15 protein-coding genes are annotated in these 19,120 nt (G+C 48.8%); 1 reads left to right on the forward strand and 14 read right to left on the reverse strand.

The features are described 5' to 3' along the window. Positions 1-3 precede the first annotated feature (3 nt). The 7 genes from fecE to cysM all read right to left on the reverse strand — a co-directional run bounded on the left by fecE (position 4) and on the right by cysM (position 8,785). Positions 4-774 (reverse strand): Fe(3+) dicitrate ABC transporter ATP-binding protein FecE, encoded by a 771-nt coding sequence (gene fecE, locus H4O21_RS02180; RefSeq protein ID WP_182807198.1) that lies wholly within the window; start codon positions 772-774, stop codon positions 4-6. Beyond that, the gene (locus tag H4O21_RS02185; protein ID WP_182807199.1) at positions 774-1,721 is read right to left on the reverse strand and encodes an iron chelate uptake ABC transporter family permease subunit; all 948 of its coding nucleotides are present in this window, start codon (positions 1,719-1,721) and stop codon (positions 774-776) included. The genes fecE and H4O21_RS02185 overlap by 1 nt, the downstream gene beginning before the upstream one ends. Further along, the gene (locus H4O21_RS02190) at positions 1,721-2,746 is read right to left on the reverse strand and encodes a FecCD family ABC transporter permease (RefSeq protein WP_182807200.1); all 1,026 of its coding nucleotides are present in this window, start codon (positions 2,744-2,746) and stop codon (positions 1,721-1,723) included. Before H4O21_RS02190 ends, H4O21_RS02185 begins: the two co-directional genes overlap by 1 nt. A 2-nt stretch (positions 2,747-2,748) precedes the next feature. Next, positions 2,749-3,657 carry an ABC transporter substrate-binding protein gene (locus H4O21_RS02195; RefSeq protein ID WP_182807201.1) on the reverse strand — a complete coding sequence of 303 codons (909 nt, stop codon included), beginning with the start codon at positions 3,655-3,657 and terminating at the stop codon, positions 2,749-2,751. A gap of 249 nt (positions 3,658-3,906) precedes the next feature. Next, entirely contained in the window at positions 3,907-6,171 is a 2,265-nt protein-coding gene (relA, locus tag H4O21_RS02200; RefSeq protein WP_182807202.1) for a GTP diphosphokinase, read from the reverse strand. Between the two features lie 209 nt (positions 6,172-6,380). Continuing rightward, a complete protein-coding gene (gene rlmD / locus H4O21_RS02205; RefSeq protein WP_182807203.1) occupies positions 6,381-7,664 on the reverse strand; it encodes a 23S rRNA (uracil(1939)-C(5))-methyltransferase RlmD in 1,284 nt (427 codons plus the stop codon). Between the two features lie 206 nt (positions 7,665-7,870). Next, a complete protein-coding gene (gene cysM / locus H4O21_RS02210) occupies positions 7,871-8,785 on the reverse strand; it encodes a cysteine synthase CysM (RefSeq protein WP_182807204.1) in 915 nt (304 codons plus the stop codon). Between the two features lie 221 nt (positions 8,786-9,006). Here cysM and H4O21_RS02215 point away from each other — a divergent pair, with 221 nt between their 5' ends. Then, positions 9,007-11,889 (forward strand): response regulator, encoded by a 2,883-nt coding sequence (locus H4O21_RS02215; RefSeq protein WP_182807205.1) that lies wholly within the window; start codon positions 9,007-9,009, stop codon positions 11,887-11,889. 64 nt (positions 11,890-11,953) lie between these two features. On the opposite strand, the gene acpS is transcribed toward H4O21_RS02215, so the two are convergent. The 7 genes from acpS to H4O21_RS02250 form a co-directional block, all read right to left on the reverse strand. After that, positions 11,954-12,331: a holo-ACP synthase gene (gene acpS / locus H4O21_RS02220; RefSeq protein WP_182807206.1), complete on the reverse strand. Its 378-nt coding sequence runs from the start codon at positions 12,329-12,331 to the stop codon at positions 11,954-11,956. Between the two features lie 29 nt (positions 12,332-12,360). Continuing rightward, positions 12,361-13,065, reverse strand: a complete 705-nt coding sequence (gene recO, locus H4O21_RS02225; protein ID WP_182807207.1) for a DNA repair protein RecO — start codon at positions 13,063-13,065, stop codon at positions 12,361-12,363. Positions 13,066-13,176: 111 nt separating this feature from the next. Then, complete coding sequence (era, locus tag H4O21_RS02230) at positions 13,177-14,082, reverse strand: GTPase Era (RefSeq protein ID WP_182807208.1); 906 nt, start codon at positions 14,080-14,082, stop codon at positions 13,177-13,179. Between the two features lie 8 nt (positions 14,083-14,090). After that, positions 14,091-14,738, reverse strand: coding sequence for a ribonuclease III (gene rnc, locus H4O21_RS02235; RefSeq protein WP_220495477.1), 648 nt, complete (start codon positions 14,736-14,738; stop codon positions 14,091-14,093). A 117-nt stretch (positions 14,739-14,855) separates the two neighbouring features. Continuing rightward, entirely contained in the window at positions 14,856-15,665 is an 810-nt protein-coding gene (gene lepB / locus H4O21_RS02240; RefSeq protein WP_182807343.1) for a signal peptidase I, read from the reverse strand. A gap of 8 nt (positions 15,666-15,673) precedes the next feature. After that, positions 15,674-17,473: a translation elongation factor 4 gene (gene lepA, locus H4O21_RS02245; protein ID WP_182807210.1), complete on the reverse strand. Its 1,800-nt coding sequence runs from the start codon at positions 17,471-17,473 to the stop codon at positions 15,674-15,676. 241 nt (positions 17,474-17,714) lie between these two features. After that, the gene (locus tag H4O21_RS02250; RefSeq protein ID WP_220495468.1) at positions 17,715-19,112 is read right to left on the reverse strand and encodes a DegQ family serine endoprotease; all 1,398 of its coding nucleotides are present in this window, start codon (positions 19,110-19,112) and stop codon (positions 17,715-17,717) included. Positions 19,113-19,120 lie beyond the last annotated feature (8 nt).

The raw sequence follows: 19,120 nt of genomic DNA on the forward strand, positions 1-19,120 counted from the left end.
GCCTTATACAGCAACCAGTGTCGGAGTACCAGCAACCGGATCAGGGTGAATCTGAGCATCCAGCTCAAAAACACTCTGCACCAGCTGTTGAGTCAGTACTTGTTCGGGTGATCCCTGCCGCTGTAATGCACCCTGTTTAAGTACAACCAGTTCATCACAATAACGGCAGGCCTGATTCAGATCATGCAGCACCACCACGATTGTTTTCCCTTCCTGATTCAGCTCTCGCATCAGCTTTAACAATTCGATCTGATGCGCAATATCCAGCCAGGTTGTTGGCTCATCCAGTAATACCAGGTCGGTTTTCTGAGCCAGAATCATGGCGATCCAGGCTCTTTGCCTCTGCCCACCGGACAGATCTGTCGCCGGGAGCTCAGCCAGCTCTTCCAGACCAACCTGTTCCAGTGACTGCTGGACAATCTGGCGATCATCGTCACTCAGACGACCCCAGCGAGATCCCCAGGGAGCCCGTCCATATCCCACCAGATCCCGAATAGTCACACCATCTGGCGTCACTGGTGCCTGAGGCAACAAAGCCAGTTGACGAGCTACCCGACGTGTATCCTGTTTGTGCAGATCTTCGCCCTGTAACAGAACTTTACCCTGCTTCGGTGTCAGAATACGTGCCACAGTTTTAAGTAATGTGGATTTACCGCAACCATTAGGACCGATCAATGCGGTGATTTTTCCTTCAGTAATCTGAAGATTCAGCTCTTTCAGAATAACTTTCTCACCGTAACTGACCGTCAGATTTTCAATAGACAGATATGCCATTACCAGCCTCGATAGCGGGTTAACAAAAACAGAAAGTAGGGTGCACCAATCAAAGAGGTCAACACCCCGGCAGGTAATTCAACAGGAGGAGCCAGGGTTCGGGCCAGGATATCTGCCAGCAAAACCAGCACAGCACCAATCATAGCCGTGGCAGGTAATAAACGCCGATGAGTACCACCGACCAGTAAACGAGCCAGATGAGGCGAAATCAGCCCGACAAAACTGACAGCACCACATACCGCCACACTGACAGCAGCCAGAGCAACAGAGAGTAACAACGCCCACTTTCGGGTATTTCGGACATCGGCCCCTAACCCTTCTGCAGTCTCATCCCCCAGAGCGAGAAGATCCAGCTTAAGGGCCATTACCAGAGTCAGAGGGACCAGTATCAAGAACCAGGGCAGCAACACAGCCACATGATCCCAGCCACGCCCCCATAAACTGCCTGTCAGCCAGACCAGAGCAGCATTTACCTGAAAGGGATGGCTGACCAGCAGCCAATCCGTAATGGCTGCCAGCCAGGCGCTTAATGCAACGCCGGTCAGAACCAGGCGAGCAGGATTAAGGCCCTGGTGACGAATAAGCCAGAGCATCAGAGCCATTGTCAGCAGTGCACCACTGATTGCTGAAGGAATCATCCAGCTGAAAGCGATATCAGGAAACACCAGAAGCAATGCTGTCGCAGCAGCGCCTGCACCTGTTGTTACACCAATCACATCAGGAGATGCCAGAGGGTTTCTGACCACACCCTGAATCATAGCCCCTGCCAAACCCAGGCCTGCACCAGCCAGCACGGCGACCAGTACTCTGGACAGTCTGAGATCGGTCAGAATACCCGGACCAGCCTCAAGGGCGGTCTGCAAATCAAGAGATCCCAGCAGAACGCCACTCACCACGAGAGCTAATAAAACAACAGGCAGACATAAGAGTGTTAAACGAGGATACATCAGTGTTTTACCTCCTGACTGGCCAGCCAGAGAAAACAGGGCGCACCGATCAGGGCAGTCACCAGACCGATCGGGGTTTCTGAAGGAAAGACCAGTAAACGGGAGATATAATCAGCCCAGACCATCAGTGTTGCTCCCATCACAGCACAGACCGGTAACAGAATTCTATGATCCGCCCCGGTAAAACGACGGGCAAGATGAGGAACCAGAAGCCCTACAAAAGCGATTGGACCTGTGATCGCTACCGTCGCAGCCGCCAGAATGATCACCAGACAGGACACCTGTAATCGTAATCGAACCGGAGACACACCAAGCCCAGAGGCCATTTCCTCCCCCAGGGCCAGTAAGTTCATCTTCTGAGCCAGTAACCAGGATAAAACTGCAGCGATCAGCACCCATGGCCATAACTGATGCCACTGCTTCCAGCCAATATCCGTCAGGGAGCCCGATAGCCAGTCCAATACTGACTGAGACTGCTCATCCAGAATAAGCAAGGTTCTTGTCAGAGCGACTAAAAGAGCAGTGACAGCCACTCCGGCCAGTACAACCCGAACAGGATGGATACGCCCGGCCAGCCCTCCCCCCAGCATCAGAACCAGAGCACCGGACAGCGCAGCCCCAATAGCCGTCACCACAATCAGAGGCAGAGACGTGAGTATGGGCAAGAAACCGGATTGAGCCATCACCAATAAGCAGGCCGCTCCGGCATTGATACCAAATAATGCCGGAGATGCCAGTGGATTACGGGTAATGCCCTGCATCAGAGCACCCGCCATAGCCAGTGCGGCGCCCGCAACAGCCGCGACCATGACTCTGGGCAAACGTATGGTACTGACCAGCTGAGCAGCCAGAGTACTGGCCTGTCCGGAAATAGCCTGCCAGAAATCAGATAACGTCAGTGTAAATGTCGAGGCTCCAATTGAAGCCAGGATAACACCGGCAGCCAACAACACCAGAAGACATACAGGCAACACAACACGTTGCCGGACAGATGGGATACCAGACAGAGATACCTGAGTCGCCATGATTAATCTGCCACCTGATCAGCCGCTACCAGTGTCAGCAGATCTTCTGCAATCTGTTCCGCAGCATAAATCCCCCGGCTCAGCGACCAGACTTTCGGGTCAACCTTTTTCATCTGCTGCCGCTTCGCTATGGTCAGCATTGGCCACAGAGGGTGCGCCTGCCAACGCTGCAGAATATCAGCATCTCCTTGCTGATTATAATCCCCCACCAATAACCAGTCCGGGTTCATTCCCGCCATCTGTTCAAAGCTGACTCGCATATAAGCATTATCATCTTCAGGGGGAATAGCCGTCTCCAGCCCCAGCCGTTTGATCACACCACTGGCGAACGCTTTACTGGCATGAACAGCAACCCCTCTGGCGCTGGCTGTGGCAAACAAAAAACGTTCTGGAGAAGGCGACTCTTTGTTTTCTGTCAGGCTATCCAGTTCAGCGGCATACCGATCCATCGTATATTCATGTGCCAGTAGTCGTTCACCAATCAGAGAGCTTTTCCCCAGCGCCTGACCTATCACGCGAGCATCTGTCAGTAAGTCGCTATATTGTGCGCCATAACTCAGTAACAACAGTGTTGGAGCAATCTCCTGCAATTCACGATAAATAGTACGATGACGCTGCTGGTCCGCAATAATCAGATCAGGCTTCAGGCTCGCGATGGTTTCAAGGTTGGGCTGCCCCCGAAGACCTACCGACTGATAATGCCCAATACGCTGCTTCAGCTGTGGCAGAATTCGCTGAGGCTTCTGGTCATCTGCAATCCCAACCGGGCTGATACCAGCCAGAACCACGGCATCCAGAAAAGAATATTCGAGTACAATCACCCGTTGAGGCTGCCCCTGAATAACCAGTCCGTCTCCCAGATCCGGCACTCTTCTTTCTGCCGCCTGACTAACAGGGGGGAAAGACAGCATTATCAGTAGCAATCCACAGAGAATCCTGACCTGGTGATATATATTCCTGTACTGATCCAGACTGAGCAGCATTACGTTCTCCTTTTAACAGGATCGCAATGCTAATCGTTTTTATTAATAGCTGCAATTAATTCATATAATCAACATCATCAATACAAGATCGGACAAACTCAGTAACCGCTGACAGTAAAAAAAACGGCCGGGCCTCTTACGAGACCCGGCCGTTACCAGAAAATGAAAAGCGACAGATCAGGACTGTTTATCAGAGAAACGCTGTACATCCAGAATATTTGGCAACTGCTCAATGCGATTCAGCACACGCCCCAGTACCTGCAAACCTTCCACTTCCAGAGTAATCAGAATATTAGCCTGATTCTCTTTCTTATCTGTCAGGGTATTGACCGATAGAACGTTCACCTTTTCATTCGCCAGTACAGACATGATATCCCGCAGTAGTCCTGAACGATCCCAGGCACGAATGCGAATATCCACCGAGTACATATGCTGGGTTTTCTCGCCCCACTCCACATTAATCATACGATGCGGATCTTCAGCTTTCAGCTGCAGAGCATTACTGCAATCCTGACGGTGAATAGATACTCCCCGGCCTACCGTGATATAACCGACAATGTCATCTCCCGGAACCGGATGGCAACATTTGGCAATCTGAGTCATCAGATTCCCTACACCATAAATGGTGATGTCGTCCGCACCTTTTCCACCGTGATGATAACGGCGCTGCATCAGGAATTTTTCCAGCTGCTCCTCATCATCTGTTTCGCCAAACAGGTTCTGAGCCACGCTCAATACCTGACCAATGCGGAGATCACCAGCACCTAATGCTGCATACATATCGTCTTCTGCAGAGTAATTGACCGCCTGGGCCAGTTTCAGCAAATCCAGTCCTGTTAAACCGAGTTGTTTAAACTCTTTCTCCAGCAGTTGACGGCCTTCAACAATATTCTGATCTCTATCCTGTTGTTTAAACCAGCTCTGAATTTTCGCTCGGGTTCTGGAAGTCAGAGCATAACCCAGCGCCGGATTCAGCCAGTCACGACTTGGTCTGGTATTTTCGGAAGTCAGAATTTCCACCTGATCACCCGTCTTAAGATGATAGGTCAGGGGAACAATACGACCATTGACTTTAGCTCCACGGCAGCGGTGACCGACTTCAGTATGCACCCGATAAGCAAAATCAACCGGTGTGGCATCATGAGGCAGGTCAACTACATGACCGTCCGGAGTAAATACATAGATACGGTCCGGAGCGACATCATTACGCAGCTCTTCGCGTAAACCGTCGGCATCTCCCACCTCTTCATGCCATTCCAGAACCTGACGCAACCAGGCAATCTTTTCTTCATAAGAGTCACTGGTTTTGTTCGTATCCGTACCTTTGTACAGCCAGTGAGCACATACCCCCAGCTCAGCTTCCTCATGCATTGCATGAGTACGAATCTGCACTTCAAGTACTTTGCCTTCAGGCCCTACAACCGCCGTGTGTAAAGAGCGATAGCCATTTTCTTTAGGAGTAGCAATATAATCATCAAACTCGTGAGGGATGTGGTGCCATAGTCCGTGAATAATACCAAGCGCGGTATAACAATCCTTCACATCCGGCACCAGAATACGAACAGCCCTGACATCATAAACTTCAGAGAAATCAATATTCTTGCGCTTCATTTTACGCCAGATACTATAGATATGTTTTGCCCGGCCATTCACTTCCGGTTCAATATTTTCTGCCCTGAGTTTAGTTTTGAGCAGCTCAATAACCTTCCCAATATACTCAGTACGATCTACCCGCTTTTCTGCCAGCAAGCGAGCAATATTTTTATATTGATCTTCCTCCAGATATCGGAACGACAGATCCTCAAGTTCCCATTTGATATAACCAATACCTAAACGGTGTGCCAGCGGTGCATAAATCTCAGATACTTCCCTTGCCACTCGCATTCGTTTATCACGGGACGCTTTTTTCACCTCCCGGATAGCACAGGTGCGTTCAGCCAGTTTAATCAGAGCGACTCGTACATCATCAATCATTGTCACCAGCATTTTTCTCAGATTCTCAAGCTGGCTTTTACCCTGTGCAAACCCTGCTGTAGTTTCTGAAGGCATCTGAGTCTGGCTGATAGCCGCCATCTCGGTAACGCCATGAATCAGATGAGATACTGTTTCGCCGAATGCCTCTTCTACCGCATCCAGTTTAATCTGTTCTTCTCGTACTGCCCGGTAAAGAATCGCTGCTATCAGGGTATCTTCATCCATCTGAAGCTCACCCAGAATATCAGCCATCTCCAGACCGGTGCGAAAACTGCTTGCACCGGAAGCCACCCAGGCATTTTCTGAATTATCTGCAGCATCCTGCTCCAGAGTCTGTGCCAGCTCACAAGCCTGTTGCACACGCTCCGGATGACTCAACGTCACATCATCCTGCAAACGCTCCAGCCATGCTGGAATGTTAATACTGCCATCAGGATTGACCGGTTGATCTTCGCGAACTTTAACCATGATTCTCTGCCTGTGAATAATTCAGTTTCTTGTTATTTATGCTTACCCGAAGAGTATTCTTCGGGTAAGTCCCTTATCCCTGCAACAGGTTATATGTATCCTGCCTGCTGTTTTACAATGACCGGGCCACAGAAAATAATTAATCCAGTCATCCGCTTCTGTCAGTTATTCAGTACTGACAGAAAAATAGCCCCGGAACAGGCTATTCATCAACCACGAACAAATAATGCCATTGACTCCACATGCGTCGTCTGCGGGAACATGTCCATAATTCCGGCCCTGGCCAGTCGATAACCTTTCTGAACCAGAATCTCACTATCCCGTGCCAGGGTAGAAGGATTACAGGATACATAAAGAATTTTTTCTGCATTGAAGCGTTCAATCTGCTGACAAATATTCTGAGCGCCTGTTCTGGGCGGATCCAGCACAACCAGATTATAGCGTGCCTGAGTCCATGCTAGGTCGGCAAAAGACTGACTCAGATCAGCCTGATAGAAATCAGCATTATTTATGCCATTTGCTGTCGCATTGTCTTTTGCCCGCTGGACCAGAGCCTGTTCACCTTCAATGCCGGTAACATGAGCTGCTTTTTTTGCCAGAGGCAGACTGAAATTACCAAAACCGGCAAACAGATCCAGAACCCGGTCTTCCTGCTCAGGCGATAGCCAGTCAAGGGCCTGCTGAACCATCTTCTGGTTAACAGCAGCATTTACCTGAACAAAATCATTAGGTAAAAAAGCCAGTTCCAGTCCTTGTAATTGATAATGAAGCCGATGGGCTTCAGACTGATCGGCTTCTGTCAGCGATGCCGGACCCTCCGGTTGAAAATAGAGATGAACATTATGTTTCTCAGCCCATTGAAGCCATAAAGTACGATCACGATGAGACAAAGTTTTCAGATGACGCACCACAAGTGCGCACCCTTCATCTCCCAGGGCCAGCTCCAGGTGACCAATCGTCTTTCGGGACTCAAGCTCAGGAATCAGAAGGTATAAAGATGGAATCAGTGCCGATAAATCAGAGTCCAGAACGGCACAGTGCTCTACTGCCGTCAGATGAGGAGACCCCTTCTCTCTGAAACCGATAAGTAACCTGCCCTGACGGTTCCATTTCACGCCCATACGGGCTTTTCGCCGATAACCCCAGGCTTCATCCACCAGAGCATCCTGTAATGGGATATCACTGATTTTTCCAAAACGCTGTAACTGGTCAGTCAGAGCATCTTCTTTGACCTGTCGCTGTTGCTCCAGTGCCAGATGTTGCAGGCTGCATCCTCCACACTTGTCGTAATATTCGCAAGGAGGCACAATCCGATAAGGACTAGGAGAGATCACCTGTTCGCAAACAGCTTCTTCAAAGCGCCTCTGCTTACGGGTAATCCGTGCCTGAACCGTCTCACCGGTCAGGGCCCCTTCTACAAATGTTGTTTTTCCTTTCTGACGGGCAATACCACGGCCATCATGGCTCTGGCGTTCAATAAAGAGTTCAGGCATTACGCCCCCTTCAGTGCTCTGTTTCTGTGCCACCGGCTACTCAAAAAGTAAAGTAAATACTCAGATCAGCAACGGCTTTCTGGCGGCAGATAATAGCGGCTTAACCAGGCTTGTCCAGTCATGGAGCGTTATGGAAGGCATACAAAGAAACAGGCAACAGGACAACGAAAGTCTTCTGCCCTGCTGCAACCCTTATCATTTCTGTATCAACGGTTAAAGACACCCGTAGAAAGATAACGATCACCCCGATCACAGATAATTGCCACCACAACAGCATTCTCATTCTGCTCTGCAATTTTAAGTGCTCCGGCCACCGCGCCACCAGAAGATACTCCGGCAAAAAGCCCTTCATCTTTTGCCATCGCTTTCATGGTCTCTTCCGCCAGTTGTTGATCAATATCCAGTACCTGATCAACTCTGTCTTCTTCAAAAATAGTCGGCAGATACTCTTCAGGCCAGCGGCGAATACCGGGAATACTGGAACCTTCACTGGGTTGCAGACCCACAATCTGAATATCCGGATTCATCTCTTTCAGGTAACGGGATACCCCCATAATGGTACCCGTAGTTCCCATAGAGCTGACAAAATGAGTAATTTTACCCTGTGTTTGCTGCCATATTTCAGGACCAGTTGTACGATAATGAGCTTCTGGATTATCAGGATTACCAAATTGATTCAACACCTTGCCTTTGCCCTGTTCCTGCATTGCCAGAGCCAGATCTCTTGCCGCTTCCATACCTTCTTCTTTACTGACAGTAATCAGCTCAGCGCCATATGCAGCCATAGAGGCTTTACGTTCTTCGCTCATATTGTCTGGCATGATCAGAATCATGCGATACCCTTTAATCGCTGCAGCCATCGCCAGTGCAATGCCAGTATTGCCACTGGTCGCTTCAATCAGAGTATCGCCTGGCTGAATATCACCTCTTTGTTCTGCCAGGTTAATCATACTCAACGCCGGACGATCTTTTACCGAACCCGCAGGATTATTGCCTTCCAGTTTAGCCAGCACAACAGAGGAAGTGTGTCCGGCCAGGCGCTGTAAACGCACCAGAGGTGTTTGTCCGACACAGGCTTCAATAGTCGGGTGATGTGCAAATTCATCTTGTATACGTGACATAATTATTCTCAAAATCCTCTCAGGCCGGGCATACCCAGTAATGACCGCCATGTATGGGAGCTATATTGGGCAATTTACCGGTTTTACCAAAGAATGCTTTGCTATTTCGTTATAACTACGCGATAAAAATCACATAGGCATCCGCTATAAGCTCAGTATAATGACAAAGCCCAGGCCTGATGGACCAGGTAAATTATTCAATCAGCTAATCGGATCGCCCTATGAAAGACTGGCCGCTGCGAAATCGAATCATATTTATTGCTCTGGCACCGGCGATGCTGACAGCTCTGGTACTGAGTACTCATCTGTTTATCAATTATTACGCCTTACTGGAAAAAAATCTGTTGCAACGAGGAGAAGCTCTGGCACGCCAGCTCAGCGTCCCCGTAGCCTATGCCATTGAGCAGGATGATTTGCAGCAGATGCAGACTATTCTGGATAAACTGCTGCAGGAACCTGAAGTCAGAGCAGTCTCAATACATAATAAAGAACGCAATAACATTCTTCATGGCGGTCCCAGTATGTACGGGGTCAGTAATGCCAGCCATCGTCTGCAGAATCAGCCTCTGGTACGTTATTCAGACGCTTCGCTCAGAATTATTCATCCCTTGTACAGCCCGTATCCTCATCAGGCTGATCTTCAGAATAACCAGAAAAGCTATACACCGCTATTTACACCCGTTGAAGTCAAAACCCGCTATATATCAGGCTGGCTGGAAATAGAGGTCAACCTGAGTCAGACCCGCCTGGATACCATCTACGATGTCATCCTGAACTGGATGCTGGTGATCTGTCTGCTAATTATCACGCTGATGATAGCAATAAGGACCAACCGCCTCTTCCTGGCTCCGATTCAGGAACTGTCTCTGACCATTAAAAATATCACCTCGGGAAACTATCACACCCGAGCACAGAAATCAGGGCTGCCTGAGTTCAAAGTGCTGGCAGATGATCTGAACCGGATGACAGAAAAACTGGCGGAAAGCCGAAAAGAGCTGGAAGACAGCATTGAGCAGACCACCTATGAACTGGAAGAAACCATGGAGACCATGGAAACTCAAAGTATTGAGCTTGATCTGTCCAGGAAAAAAGCGGAAGAGGCCAATCGGATTAAATCAGAATTTCTGGCCAATATGAGTCATGAGATCAGGACGCCTCTGAACGGTATTGTCGGTTTTTGTAATCTGTTGAAAAGAACACGTCTGAATCCTCGCCAGAATGAATATCTGACCAACATCCGCAATGCATCTGACAGCCTGTTAGCCATTATTAATGACATTCTGGATTTTTCCAAGATTGAAGCTCAGAAGCTGGAAGTAGAATCGATTCCATTTAATTTGCGCGATATCCTGGATGAATCAATTACATTACTGGCTCCGGAAGTGCACAGAAAACAGCTGGAACTGGTCGCTATGATCTATGATGATGTTCCGGTTCATCTGATCAGCGACCCACTCAGATTAAAGCAAGTACTTACCAACCTGATCAGTAATGCAGTAAAGTTCACTGAACATGGTGAAGTGATTATCCGGATTATGGTTGAAGAAGAACTGAATGACGAGATGATCCTCAGGGCCAGTGTCACCGATACTGGTATCGGTATTTCTCCCCAGCAACAGCAATATCTGTTCAGTGCCTTTACCCAGGCAGACCCCAGCCAGACCCGCCAGTTTGGCGGCACAGGGCTTGGCCTTGTGATCTGTAAACGCCTGGTAGAATTAATGGGAGGGGAAATAGGTCTGGACAGCCAGCCAGGCCAGGGATCTACATTCTGGTTTACTGTCAGAACCCCACTGGTTACCGATATAACCCAGCCACAGAGTTCCCAGCGTTTTGCCGGGCTTAAAGCCCTGCTGGTTGAAAGCCATCCACTTCACCAGACTGCTTTAAGTCATCAGCTGTCCCAGGCCGGACTGAAAGTCATCAGTCACAACAGTCTGACCGGCATCAATGTCAATGACCCTGCTGCTGACCTTGCGGTACTGGCTTTCAACACCCAGGAAGCATCAGACAGAGCCAATCTGGCTTTGTCCCATAAACTGGCTGAAAATATCCCTGTCCTGGTACTTGCAGGCAGCAGTGATGGAGATCTGATTACCCGCTATATGAGCGCCGGTGTGCACAGAGTCGATACCAAACCTGCTGGCTACGAGCTTTTGCTCGATGCCATCGAAAGTATTCTGCAGCAGAATCGTAAATCGGCACAGGATCAGAGCTTCCCAGGTACATCTGCCCTGATCCTCAATGAAGAGCGCAGAAATAAAACTGTCCTGCCTTCAGATGACTCTGCCAGCTTTGACAAAATCGCATCAGCGCCTCTGATTCTGGTCGTTGATGATAATGCAGCCAACCTGTTACTGGCCAGCAGCTTGCTTAAAGAATACGGACTGGAAGTCACTCAGGCCAATAGTGGTAAAAAAGCGATTGAAAGAGTCCTCAGTAAACGGCCAGATCTGGTGCTAATGGATATTCAGATGCCGGATATGGATGGCCTTGAAGCCACCCGCCGTATCCGCAGTCTGGGGCCTCAATTTGAGGAACTGCCGATTATCGCTCTGACAGCTCATGCGTTACCAGAAGAAGGAGACAAATTCCTGCACGCCGGGCTGAACGATTTGCTGACCAAACCTTTTGATGAACAAAAACTGGCCCGTATCATCCGGCACTGGACCGGATTCAGTCCCCGGTTACTGACGGCAGATGAAACCCCACAAGCCCCCGATCGCAGTACAGATAGCGATGATATTGATGATGTAGTGGATATGGAACTGGGCATAAGACTGGCCGGAGGTAAACCCGCCCTGGCCAAAGAGATGCTGGATATGCTGATACAGAGTATTCCGGAGAGCAGAGACAGCTTGCACCGCGCTTTCCAGAGTAACAATATTGAAGAGATGATCCATTCTGTTCATCATCTGCATGGCGCAACACGTTATTGTGGTGTTCCGAGGCTGGCTCTGACTACAGAAACTCTGGAAACCCAGCTAAAAATGAATCAGTTAGTCATTGCTCAGGGAACATTGCAAACCCTGTACCAGGAGCTTGAAAAGCTGGAAAGCTGGCACAGGGAACAACAATTAATTGACCATCATAATCAGGGCTGATGAATATCAGTTCTGGTAATAAACATCAGAACGCTTGATTACCCGATAAATGTACCGATTCTGATCACCGGGCTTCCAGTACCACAAAGGCCTGAGCAAGTCCGGCATCATCAGATATAGAGAGATGGCATACCAGATGATCATATTGCTGATAACGTTCAGCGGCTGCTCCCAGTAAAATGAGTTCGGGTGCACCAGAAGGCAGGGATCGGATCTCAAGATCCTGCCAGCTGATTGCACCAATACCCGTTCCTATAGCTTTTGCCGCAGCCTCTTTCGCAGCAAAGCGCTTAGCCAGAAAAGCAGCTGGCTGAGCATGCTGTCCAAAGCGAACCAGTTCATCAGACGTCAGTATTCGCCGGGCAAAACGTTCACCATGTCTGTTAAGCGCTTGCTCAACCCGCTCAATAACGGCCAGGTCAGTACCTATACCAAGAATCATTTTATCTCCACCTGACGGCCAACAGGGAGCTAAGGCGCCGGGGCCTTATGTACTCCATTATGAAATAACTGTCGGGACAACAAAGGTTTATCTCCCAACAAAGGCTGAATTGCGGCCCTGTTCAGTATTTTAGCCGCACGCAGAGCCCGGGGATCACTCCAGTCATCCTGCTCCAGTGCCAGTAACAGCTCACCCGGAATTCCTTCATCATTGATAACGAATCCTGATTGCCAGAGATAATCATAACGTCCCTGTGGATCAATCACCTTTCCACTGGATTGTCGGAATAAAATCGGATAGCCCAGAGAAGCCAGCAATTGCCACTCAAAATTACGCAATGCCGGTTCCAGCAGAGCCTTGTCCTGAAGCTGATTAATCAAAAGAGCATATTCCCGGAATAATTCAGGCACAGCTTCACCGGGCATAATTAAACGATTAATCAGCTCATTAGCATATAGTACGCAGGACACCGCTCGCCCAGTCAACAGAGGCAGGCCACCACAGGCTTCAATATCAGATAAGGTTTTCAGCTCACTCGCCCCACGCCAGGAAATATGCAGGGGCTGAAGAGATTGTAAGAGTGCCCGATTACGGCTGTTTTTACGACGTACACCACGGGCAACGCCATCAATTCGTCCGTAATCCAGAGTCAGAAAAGAAACCAGCGCACTGGTCTCTTTATAAGGTCGGGAGTGAAGCACATAAGCAGGCTGGCATTCAACACGTTCTGGCAAGATATCATCTCTTATAGACAATCAGCATGATCAGAACACCGGGACAGATTTACAGTCAGAGTAATTAATTACCATGAACTATCATTCTCTCCCGATAACGGCAGGAAATTATCAGAGGTCAGTATATCCCAGGCTTTGCAGAGCACGCTCATCATCAGACCAGCCTCCCTTGACCTTCACCCAGAGATTCAGCATGACTTTTGCGCCAAAAGCACGCTCCATATCCAGGCGCGCCTCTGTGCCAATCTGCTTAATACGGCTGCCATTATCACCAATGATGATTTTTTTCTGGCCACTGCGCTCAACCAGGATCAGAGCGCCGATAAATAAAACACCTTCATCTTCAGAGAATTCTTCAATCTCAACAGTAACCTGATAGGGGATCTCATCACCCAGCTGGCGCATAATTTTCTCACGCACCAGTTCAGCAGCCAGAAATCGCTCCGTACGATCTGTCACCTGATCTTCCGGGTAATAATGGAAAGACTCTGGCATCAGGGCTCTGACCCTGTCTTCCAGCTGAGGCAGGTTGTGACCATGCTGTGCCGATGTCGGGATAATGGTGTCAAAGTTGTACTTCTGCGCCACCTCTTCCAGATAAGGTAGCAGAGCATCTTTTTCTTCCAGACGGTCCATTTTATTGATAGCCAGAATAACCGGACATTTAACATGTTGTAGTTTCTGCAGAACTACCTCATCTTCATCTGTCCAGCGCATACGATCAACAATAAAAATCACCAGATCAACATCTTTAAGCGCACTGCTGGCGGTCTGGTTCATATACCGGTTAATCGCTTTATTACGGTCTTTTTCCAGCTTGTGCATACCCGGGGTATCCACATAGACCACCTGTACATCATCTTCTGTCTTAATCCCCAGAACCTGATGACGCGTTGTCTGAGGACGACGGGAAGTAATACTCAGCTTCTGGCCAAGAATATGATTCATCAAAGTGGATTTGCCGACATTAGGACGGCCGACAATCGCTACAAACCCGCAACGGCTCTCACTGCTCATACCTGCACTCACTTCTTAACGTTCAGGCTTTCAAGAGCCTTCTGAGCCGCCTGTTGCTCCGCATTACGGCGGCTACTACCGATACCTGTTGTCTTCTGCTCCAGCAGAACAACCTCACACTCGACAGTAAATGTCTGATCATGAGCTTCACCTTCTACCGAAATCACTTCATACTTCGGCAAGGCCTGCTGACGGGACTGCAAAAACTCCTGTAGCAGAGTCTTAGGGTCTTTCTGAGTATCATTGAGATTCAGATTCGTCAGCCGCTCTCTGTACCAGGTCAGTACCCGCTCGCGACAGACCTCCATACCGGCATCGTTATAGATAGCTCCAATCACAGCTTCCATGGCATCAGCCAGAATAGAATCCCGACGATAACCTCCGCTTTTCAGCTCCCCGGAACCCAGCTGAAGATAATCTCCCAGCTCAAATTCACGTGCCAGCTCAGCTAGTGTCAGTCCTTTTACCATACGTGCACGTAAGCGGCTCAACTGACCTTCACGGGCTTCTGTAAACTGGTGATAAAGCGCTTCTGCAATTACAAAGTTAACAATAGAGTCGCCCAGAAACTCCAGACGTTCATTATTGCGACCACCAAAGCTACGGTGTGTCAGTGCCAGTTTAAGGTGATTAATATTATTAAAAGTATAACCCAGCTTAGCGCAGAGTTTATTTAAGTTTGCTTTCACGCTGATCCGTTCTTTTTTTCTGTCTCAGAAAAAGTTAAACCGGCCCATAGTGGGCCGGTATTCTTATATCATATTGTTCAGGTGTTATTTTATCAGCCGTACATCTGAAAAGTCCGGTAAGCTACTCCAGCCTTCCCAGTGCATCCACACTGCAAAAGCCTTTCCGACTATCAGCTCTTCGGATACAAATCCCCAGTAACGGCTGTCATTACTATGATCTCTGTTATCACCCATGACAAAGTAGTGTCCTTCCGGCACAACGACTTCGCGCATATTCTGTCCGGGCTCAAGGCTGTTGTAGATCTCATGCTCAACATCCCCCAGAGTCTCTTTCAGCAGTTTGCGTTCCGGATTGCCTGCAGGCAAGGCAGCAACGAACTGCTGAGGAGCCGGTTTCCCGTTGATATATAACACCTTATTTTCATAGCGTAGACGATCTCCCGGCAAACCAACCACTCTTTTAATAAAGTTCAGTCGGGTATCTTCCGGAAAACGGAACACCATTGAGTCGCCACGCTCAGGTTCATTCAACTCCAGAACTCTGGTGTTCGTCACAGGTAAACGTATGCCATAAGTAAACTTGTTTACCAGAATAAAATCACCAATTTTCAGGGTTGGCAGCATAGAACCACTGGGAATCTGAAACGGTTCAACCAGAAAAGAGCGTAAGACCAGCACCAGTAACAATACAGGAAAAAATGAACGGGAATACTCCGCCCATAATGGCTCTTTTTCCAGCTTAGCAATCACCTCAGAATCCAGCGCAGAACGCTGATCCCCATTCAGATAGTTGCCTACTGCCCGCTTTCTGCTACTGCGGAAATACAAGGCATCAGCAGCATAGCCAACACCTGTCACCGCGACAGCAATTACCAGCAGTAATGCAAAATCCATTTCCATAATCAGTTATCCACTTTCAGTACGGCCAGGAAGGCATCCTGTGGAATCTCCACACGCCCAACCTGTTTCATCCGTTTTTTACCTTCTTTCTGCTTCTGCAGCAGCTTTTTCTTACGACTTACATCACCACCATAACACTTAGCCGTTACATTCTTGCGAAGTGCTTTTACAGTCTGGCGAGCAACAACCTGGTTGCCCACTGCAGCCTGAATCGCCACATCAAACATCTGGCGTGGGATAATCTCTTTCATCTTCTCAGTCAGCCCCATACCCCGACTGCGTATCTGATCTTTATGAACAATACAGGCCAGAGCATCAACCTTATCGCCATTGATCAGAATATCCAGACGAGCCAGATCTGCCGCCTGGAAACGGTCAAAACTATAGTCCAGAGAAGCAAAGCCGCGGCTGACAGATTTCAGACGATCAAAGAAATCCAGCACCACTTCATTCAGTGGAATATCGTAAACCAGCTGTACCTGTTTACCGACAAACTGCATATCAATCTGCACACCTCGTTTCTCGATACACAGAGTGATCACACTACCCAGCATCTCATGAGGCACCAGAATATTGACACGGGCAATCGGCTCCCGCATCTCTTCGATGCCAGCCGGATCCGGTAATTTAGCGGGGCTATCTACGTGAATAACCTGCTGATTCTTCTGCAGTACTTCGAAAATAACCGTTGGCGCTGTCGTGATCAGATCCAGATCATATTCGCGTTCCAGACGCTCCTGAATGATTTCCATATGCAGCATACCCAGGAAGCCACAACGGAAACCAAAACCCAGAGCCTCACTGTTTTCCGGCTCATAGAACAGGGAAGCATCGTTCAGCGTCAGTTTTTCCAGTGCATCACGGAAATCTTCGTAATCATCGGAGCTGACAGGGAACAGGCCAGCATAAACCTGAGGTTTAACTCGCTGGAAACCAGGCAGTGTTTCAACTTCAGGCGTTTTAGCCAGAGTGATGGTATCACCAACCGGAGCCCCTTGAATCTCTTTAATACCGGCAACAAGATACCCCACTTCACCGGCTTTAAGAATCCCGGTAGGCGTCTGTTTAGGCGTAAAAATACCCACCTGATCCGTTCCCCAGGCTTTGCCTGTAGACTTGATCATGATCTTGTCACCTTTACGTACGGTGCCTTCGACCACACGAATCAGAGAGACAACACCCAGATAGTTATCAAACCAGGAGTCAATAATCAGCGCCTGCAGAGGAGCATCAGGATCACCTTCCGGTGGAGGAATCTTAGCCACCAGGTCTTCCAGCACATCGTCAATGCCAAGGCCGGACTTGGCACTACAGCGCACAGCTTCGATTGCATCAATGCCAATGATCTCTTCGATCTCTTCTGCCACACGATCAGGTTCTGCCTGAGGCAGATCCATTTTATTCAGAACAGGCACAACTTCCAGCCCCTGTTCAATAGCCGTGTAACAGTTAGCAACAGACTGGGCTTCTACCCCCTGAGCCGCATCAACAACCAGCAGAGCCCCTTCACAGGCAGCCAGAGATCGGGAAACTTCATAAGAGAAATCCACGTGTCCGGGAGTATCAATAAAGTTCAGCTGATAAGTATTGCCATCTTTCGCGGTGTAATTCAGCGTTACACTCTGCGCTTTGATGGTAATACCACGCTCACGCTCCAGATCCATAGAATCAAGCACCTGCTCAGCCATTTCACGCTCACTCAGACCTTCACAAGTCTGGATAAAGCGATCAGCCAGGGTGGATTTTCCATGATCAATATGGGCGATAATCGAAAAATTACGGATATGACTTAAACGACTCACAGTATTTTTTCACCAAAGAGAGGTAGTTGCCGCGAAGTGGCTTCCAAAAAGCAGGTGCAGAGTCTACATGATTCGCTATTCAGACGCCATGCCAGTCTGATCGAAATCAGCAAATACAGAGGTTTATTCCATATAAACTATCCGAAAATACAGGCTGGCTGTCCTGTTTTTTCAGAGTCAGCCAGAATCTCCGGGAGCACCAGACTACCCGGAATTCTGGCGACAAACACTGGATAACGGTTTATTCGACCTTCAGAGGTACAAAGGTTGCGTTACCACGGCGCACTACGCGCACAGGAACAGAACTGCCTGACTCCAGAGATTCAACAACATCCCGGTATGATGAAACATCATTGATCTGCTGACCATTGATCATAGTGATCAGATCACCTTTTTTCAGACCTGCTGCCGCAGCACTTCCTGGCTTGATCTCGCGAATAAGTACACCATGATCAACATCCCAGCGCTGACGCTGCTCACTGGTCAGATTGTCTACTCTCAGCCCCAGACGATCAGTCGGAGTGACGGCAGCGCCTTTCTCAGCACTGGCTATGCGTTGCTTTTCAGGTAACTCTTCAATTTCAACAGACAGCGTTACTTTCTTACCTGCACGCAATACTTTAATGTCTGCACGTTCACCTGGGTGAACCTGCCCGACGAGGGGAGGCAGTTCTCCTGAGCGGCGAATATCTGTGCCATTGAAAGCCAGTACAATATCACCTTCCTGCAGCCCCGCTTTATCAGCAGGTCCATTTTCTGCAACCTGCACCACCAGAGCCCCCATTGGCTTGCTCAGGCCGAAAGACTCTGCCAGATCACGATTGACCTCCTGAATCAGAACACCAAGCCATCCACGGGCTACTCTGCCATTATCTTTCAGCTGATCAGCAACATTCATGGCAACATCAATAGGAATCGCAAACGACAATCCCATAAAGCCACCGGAGCGGGTATAAATCTGAGAATTAATTCCGACAACCTTGCCATCCAGATTAAACAAAGGCCCGCCCGAGTTCCCCGGATTAATTGCCACATCAGTCTGAATAAAAGGCACGTAGTTTTCGTTAGGCAAAGAGCGATTAACAGCACTGACGATACCTGCTGTGACAGAGTGATCAAAACCAAAAGGCGAACCAATTGCCAGTACCCACTCCCCCGCTTTCAGCTCTGAAGAGTCACCTAACTCAACCACTGGCAGCTTATTGGCGCTTACTTTCAGTAAGGCCAGATCGGTACGTTTGTCCAGACCAATAACCTGCGCTTCCATTTCACGGCGGTCAGACAGGCGCACAATAATTTTATCAGCACCTTCTACCACGTGATTATTGGTCAGAATATAGCCATCATCAGAAATAATAAAACCAGACCCCAGTGACTGCTGAGGTTCTCCACGAGGCGAACCACCCGGATTGCCAAAGAAATGACGGAAAATTTCAGGCAGATTTTCCTGATCAATTCCCGCCATAGGGTGACGGCTGTTATCCGGTTCTCTGACAGTGCTGATGTTGACAACAGCGGGAGCAGATTCTTCAACCAGCTCTGTAAAATCGGGCAGACTGTATGCCATCGACAGTGATGAAAACAGACCCATAATCAACAGACTCAGCCACTGTGTTATCACTTTGTAACGTCTGATCATAAATATCT

It is taken from the genome of Oceanospirillum sediminis, assembly GCF_014164585.1.
GTDB lineage: Bacteria > Pseudomonadota > Gammaproteobacteria > Pseudomonadales > Halomonadaceae > Oceanospirillum > Oceanospirillum sediminis.

Bases quoted from the DNA above. Each gene is read 5' to 3' on its own strand.
- fecE (WP_182807198.1), bottom strand. From the start codon at position 774: ATGGCATATCTGTCTATTGAAAATCTGACGGTCAGTTACGGTGAGAAA.
- H4O21_RS02185 (WP_182807199.1), bottom strand. From the start codon at position 1,721: ATGTATCCTCGTTTAACACTCTTATGTCTGCCTGTTGTTTTATTAGCT.
- H4O21_RS02190 (WP_182807200.1), bottom strand. From the start codon at position 2,746: ATGGCGACTCAGGTATCTCTGTCTGGTATCCCATCTGTCCGGCAACGT.
- H4O21_RS02195 (WP_182807201.1), bottom strand. From the start codon at position 3,657: ATGCTGTCTTTCCCCCCTGTTAGTCAGGCGGCAGAAAGAAGAGTGCCG.
- relA (WP_182807202.1), bottom strand. From the start codon at position 6,171: ATGGTTAAAGTTCGCGAAGATCAACCGGTCAATCCTGATGGCAGTATT.
- rlmD (WP_182807203.1), bottom strand. From the start codon at position 7,664: ATGCCTGAACTCTTTATTGAACGCCAGAGCCATGATGGCCGTGGTATT.
- cysM (WP_182807204.1), bottom strand. From the start codon at position 8,785: ATGTCACGTATACAAGATGAATTTGCACATCACCCGACTATTGAAGCC.
- H4O21_RS02215 (WP_182807205.1), top strand. From the start codon at position 9,007: ATGAAAGACTGGCCGCTGCGAAATCGAATCATATTTATTGCTCTGGCA.
- acpS (WP_182807206.1), bottom strand. From the start codon at position 12,331: ATGATTCTTGGTATAGGTACTGACCTGGCCGTTATTGAGCGGGTTGAG.
- era (WP_182807208.1), bottom strand. From the start codon at position 14,082: ATGAGCAGTGAGAGCCGTTGCGGGTTTGTAGCGATTGTCGGCCGTCCT.
- lepB (WP_182807343.1), bottom strand. From the start codon at position 15,665: ATGGATTTTGCATTACTGCTGGTAATTGCTGTCGCGGTGACAGGTGTT.
- H4O21_RS02250 (WP_220495468.1), bottom strand. From the start codon at position 19,112: ATGATCAGACGTTACAAAGTGATAACACAGTGGCTGAGTCTGTTGATT.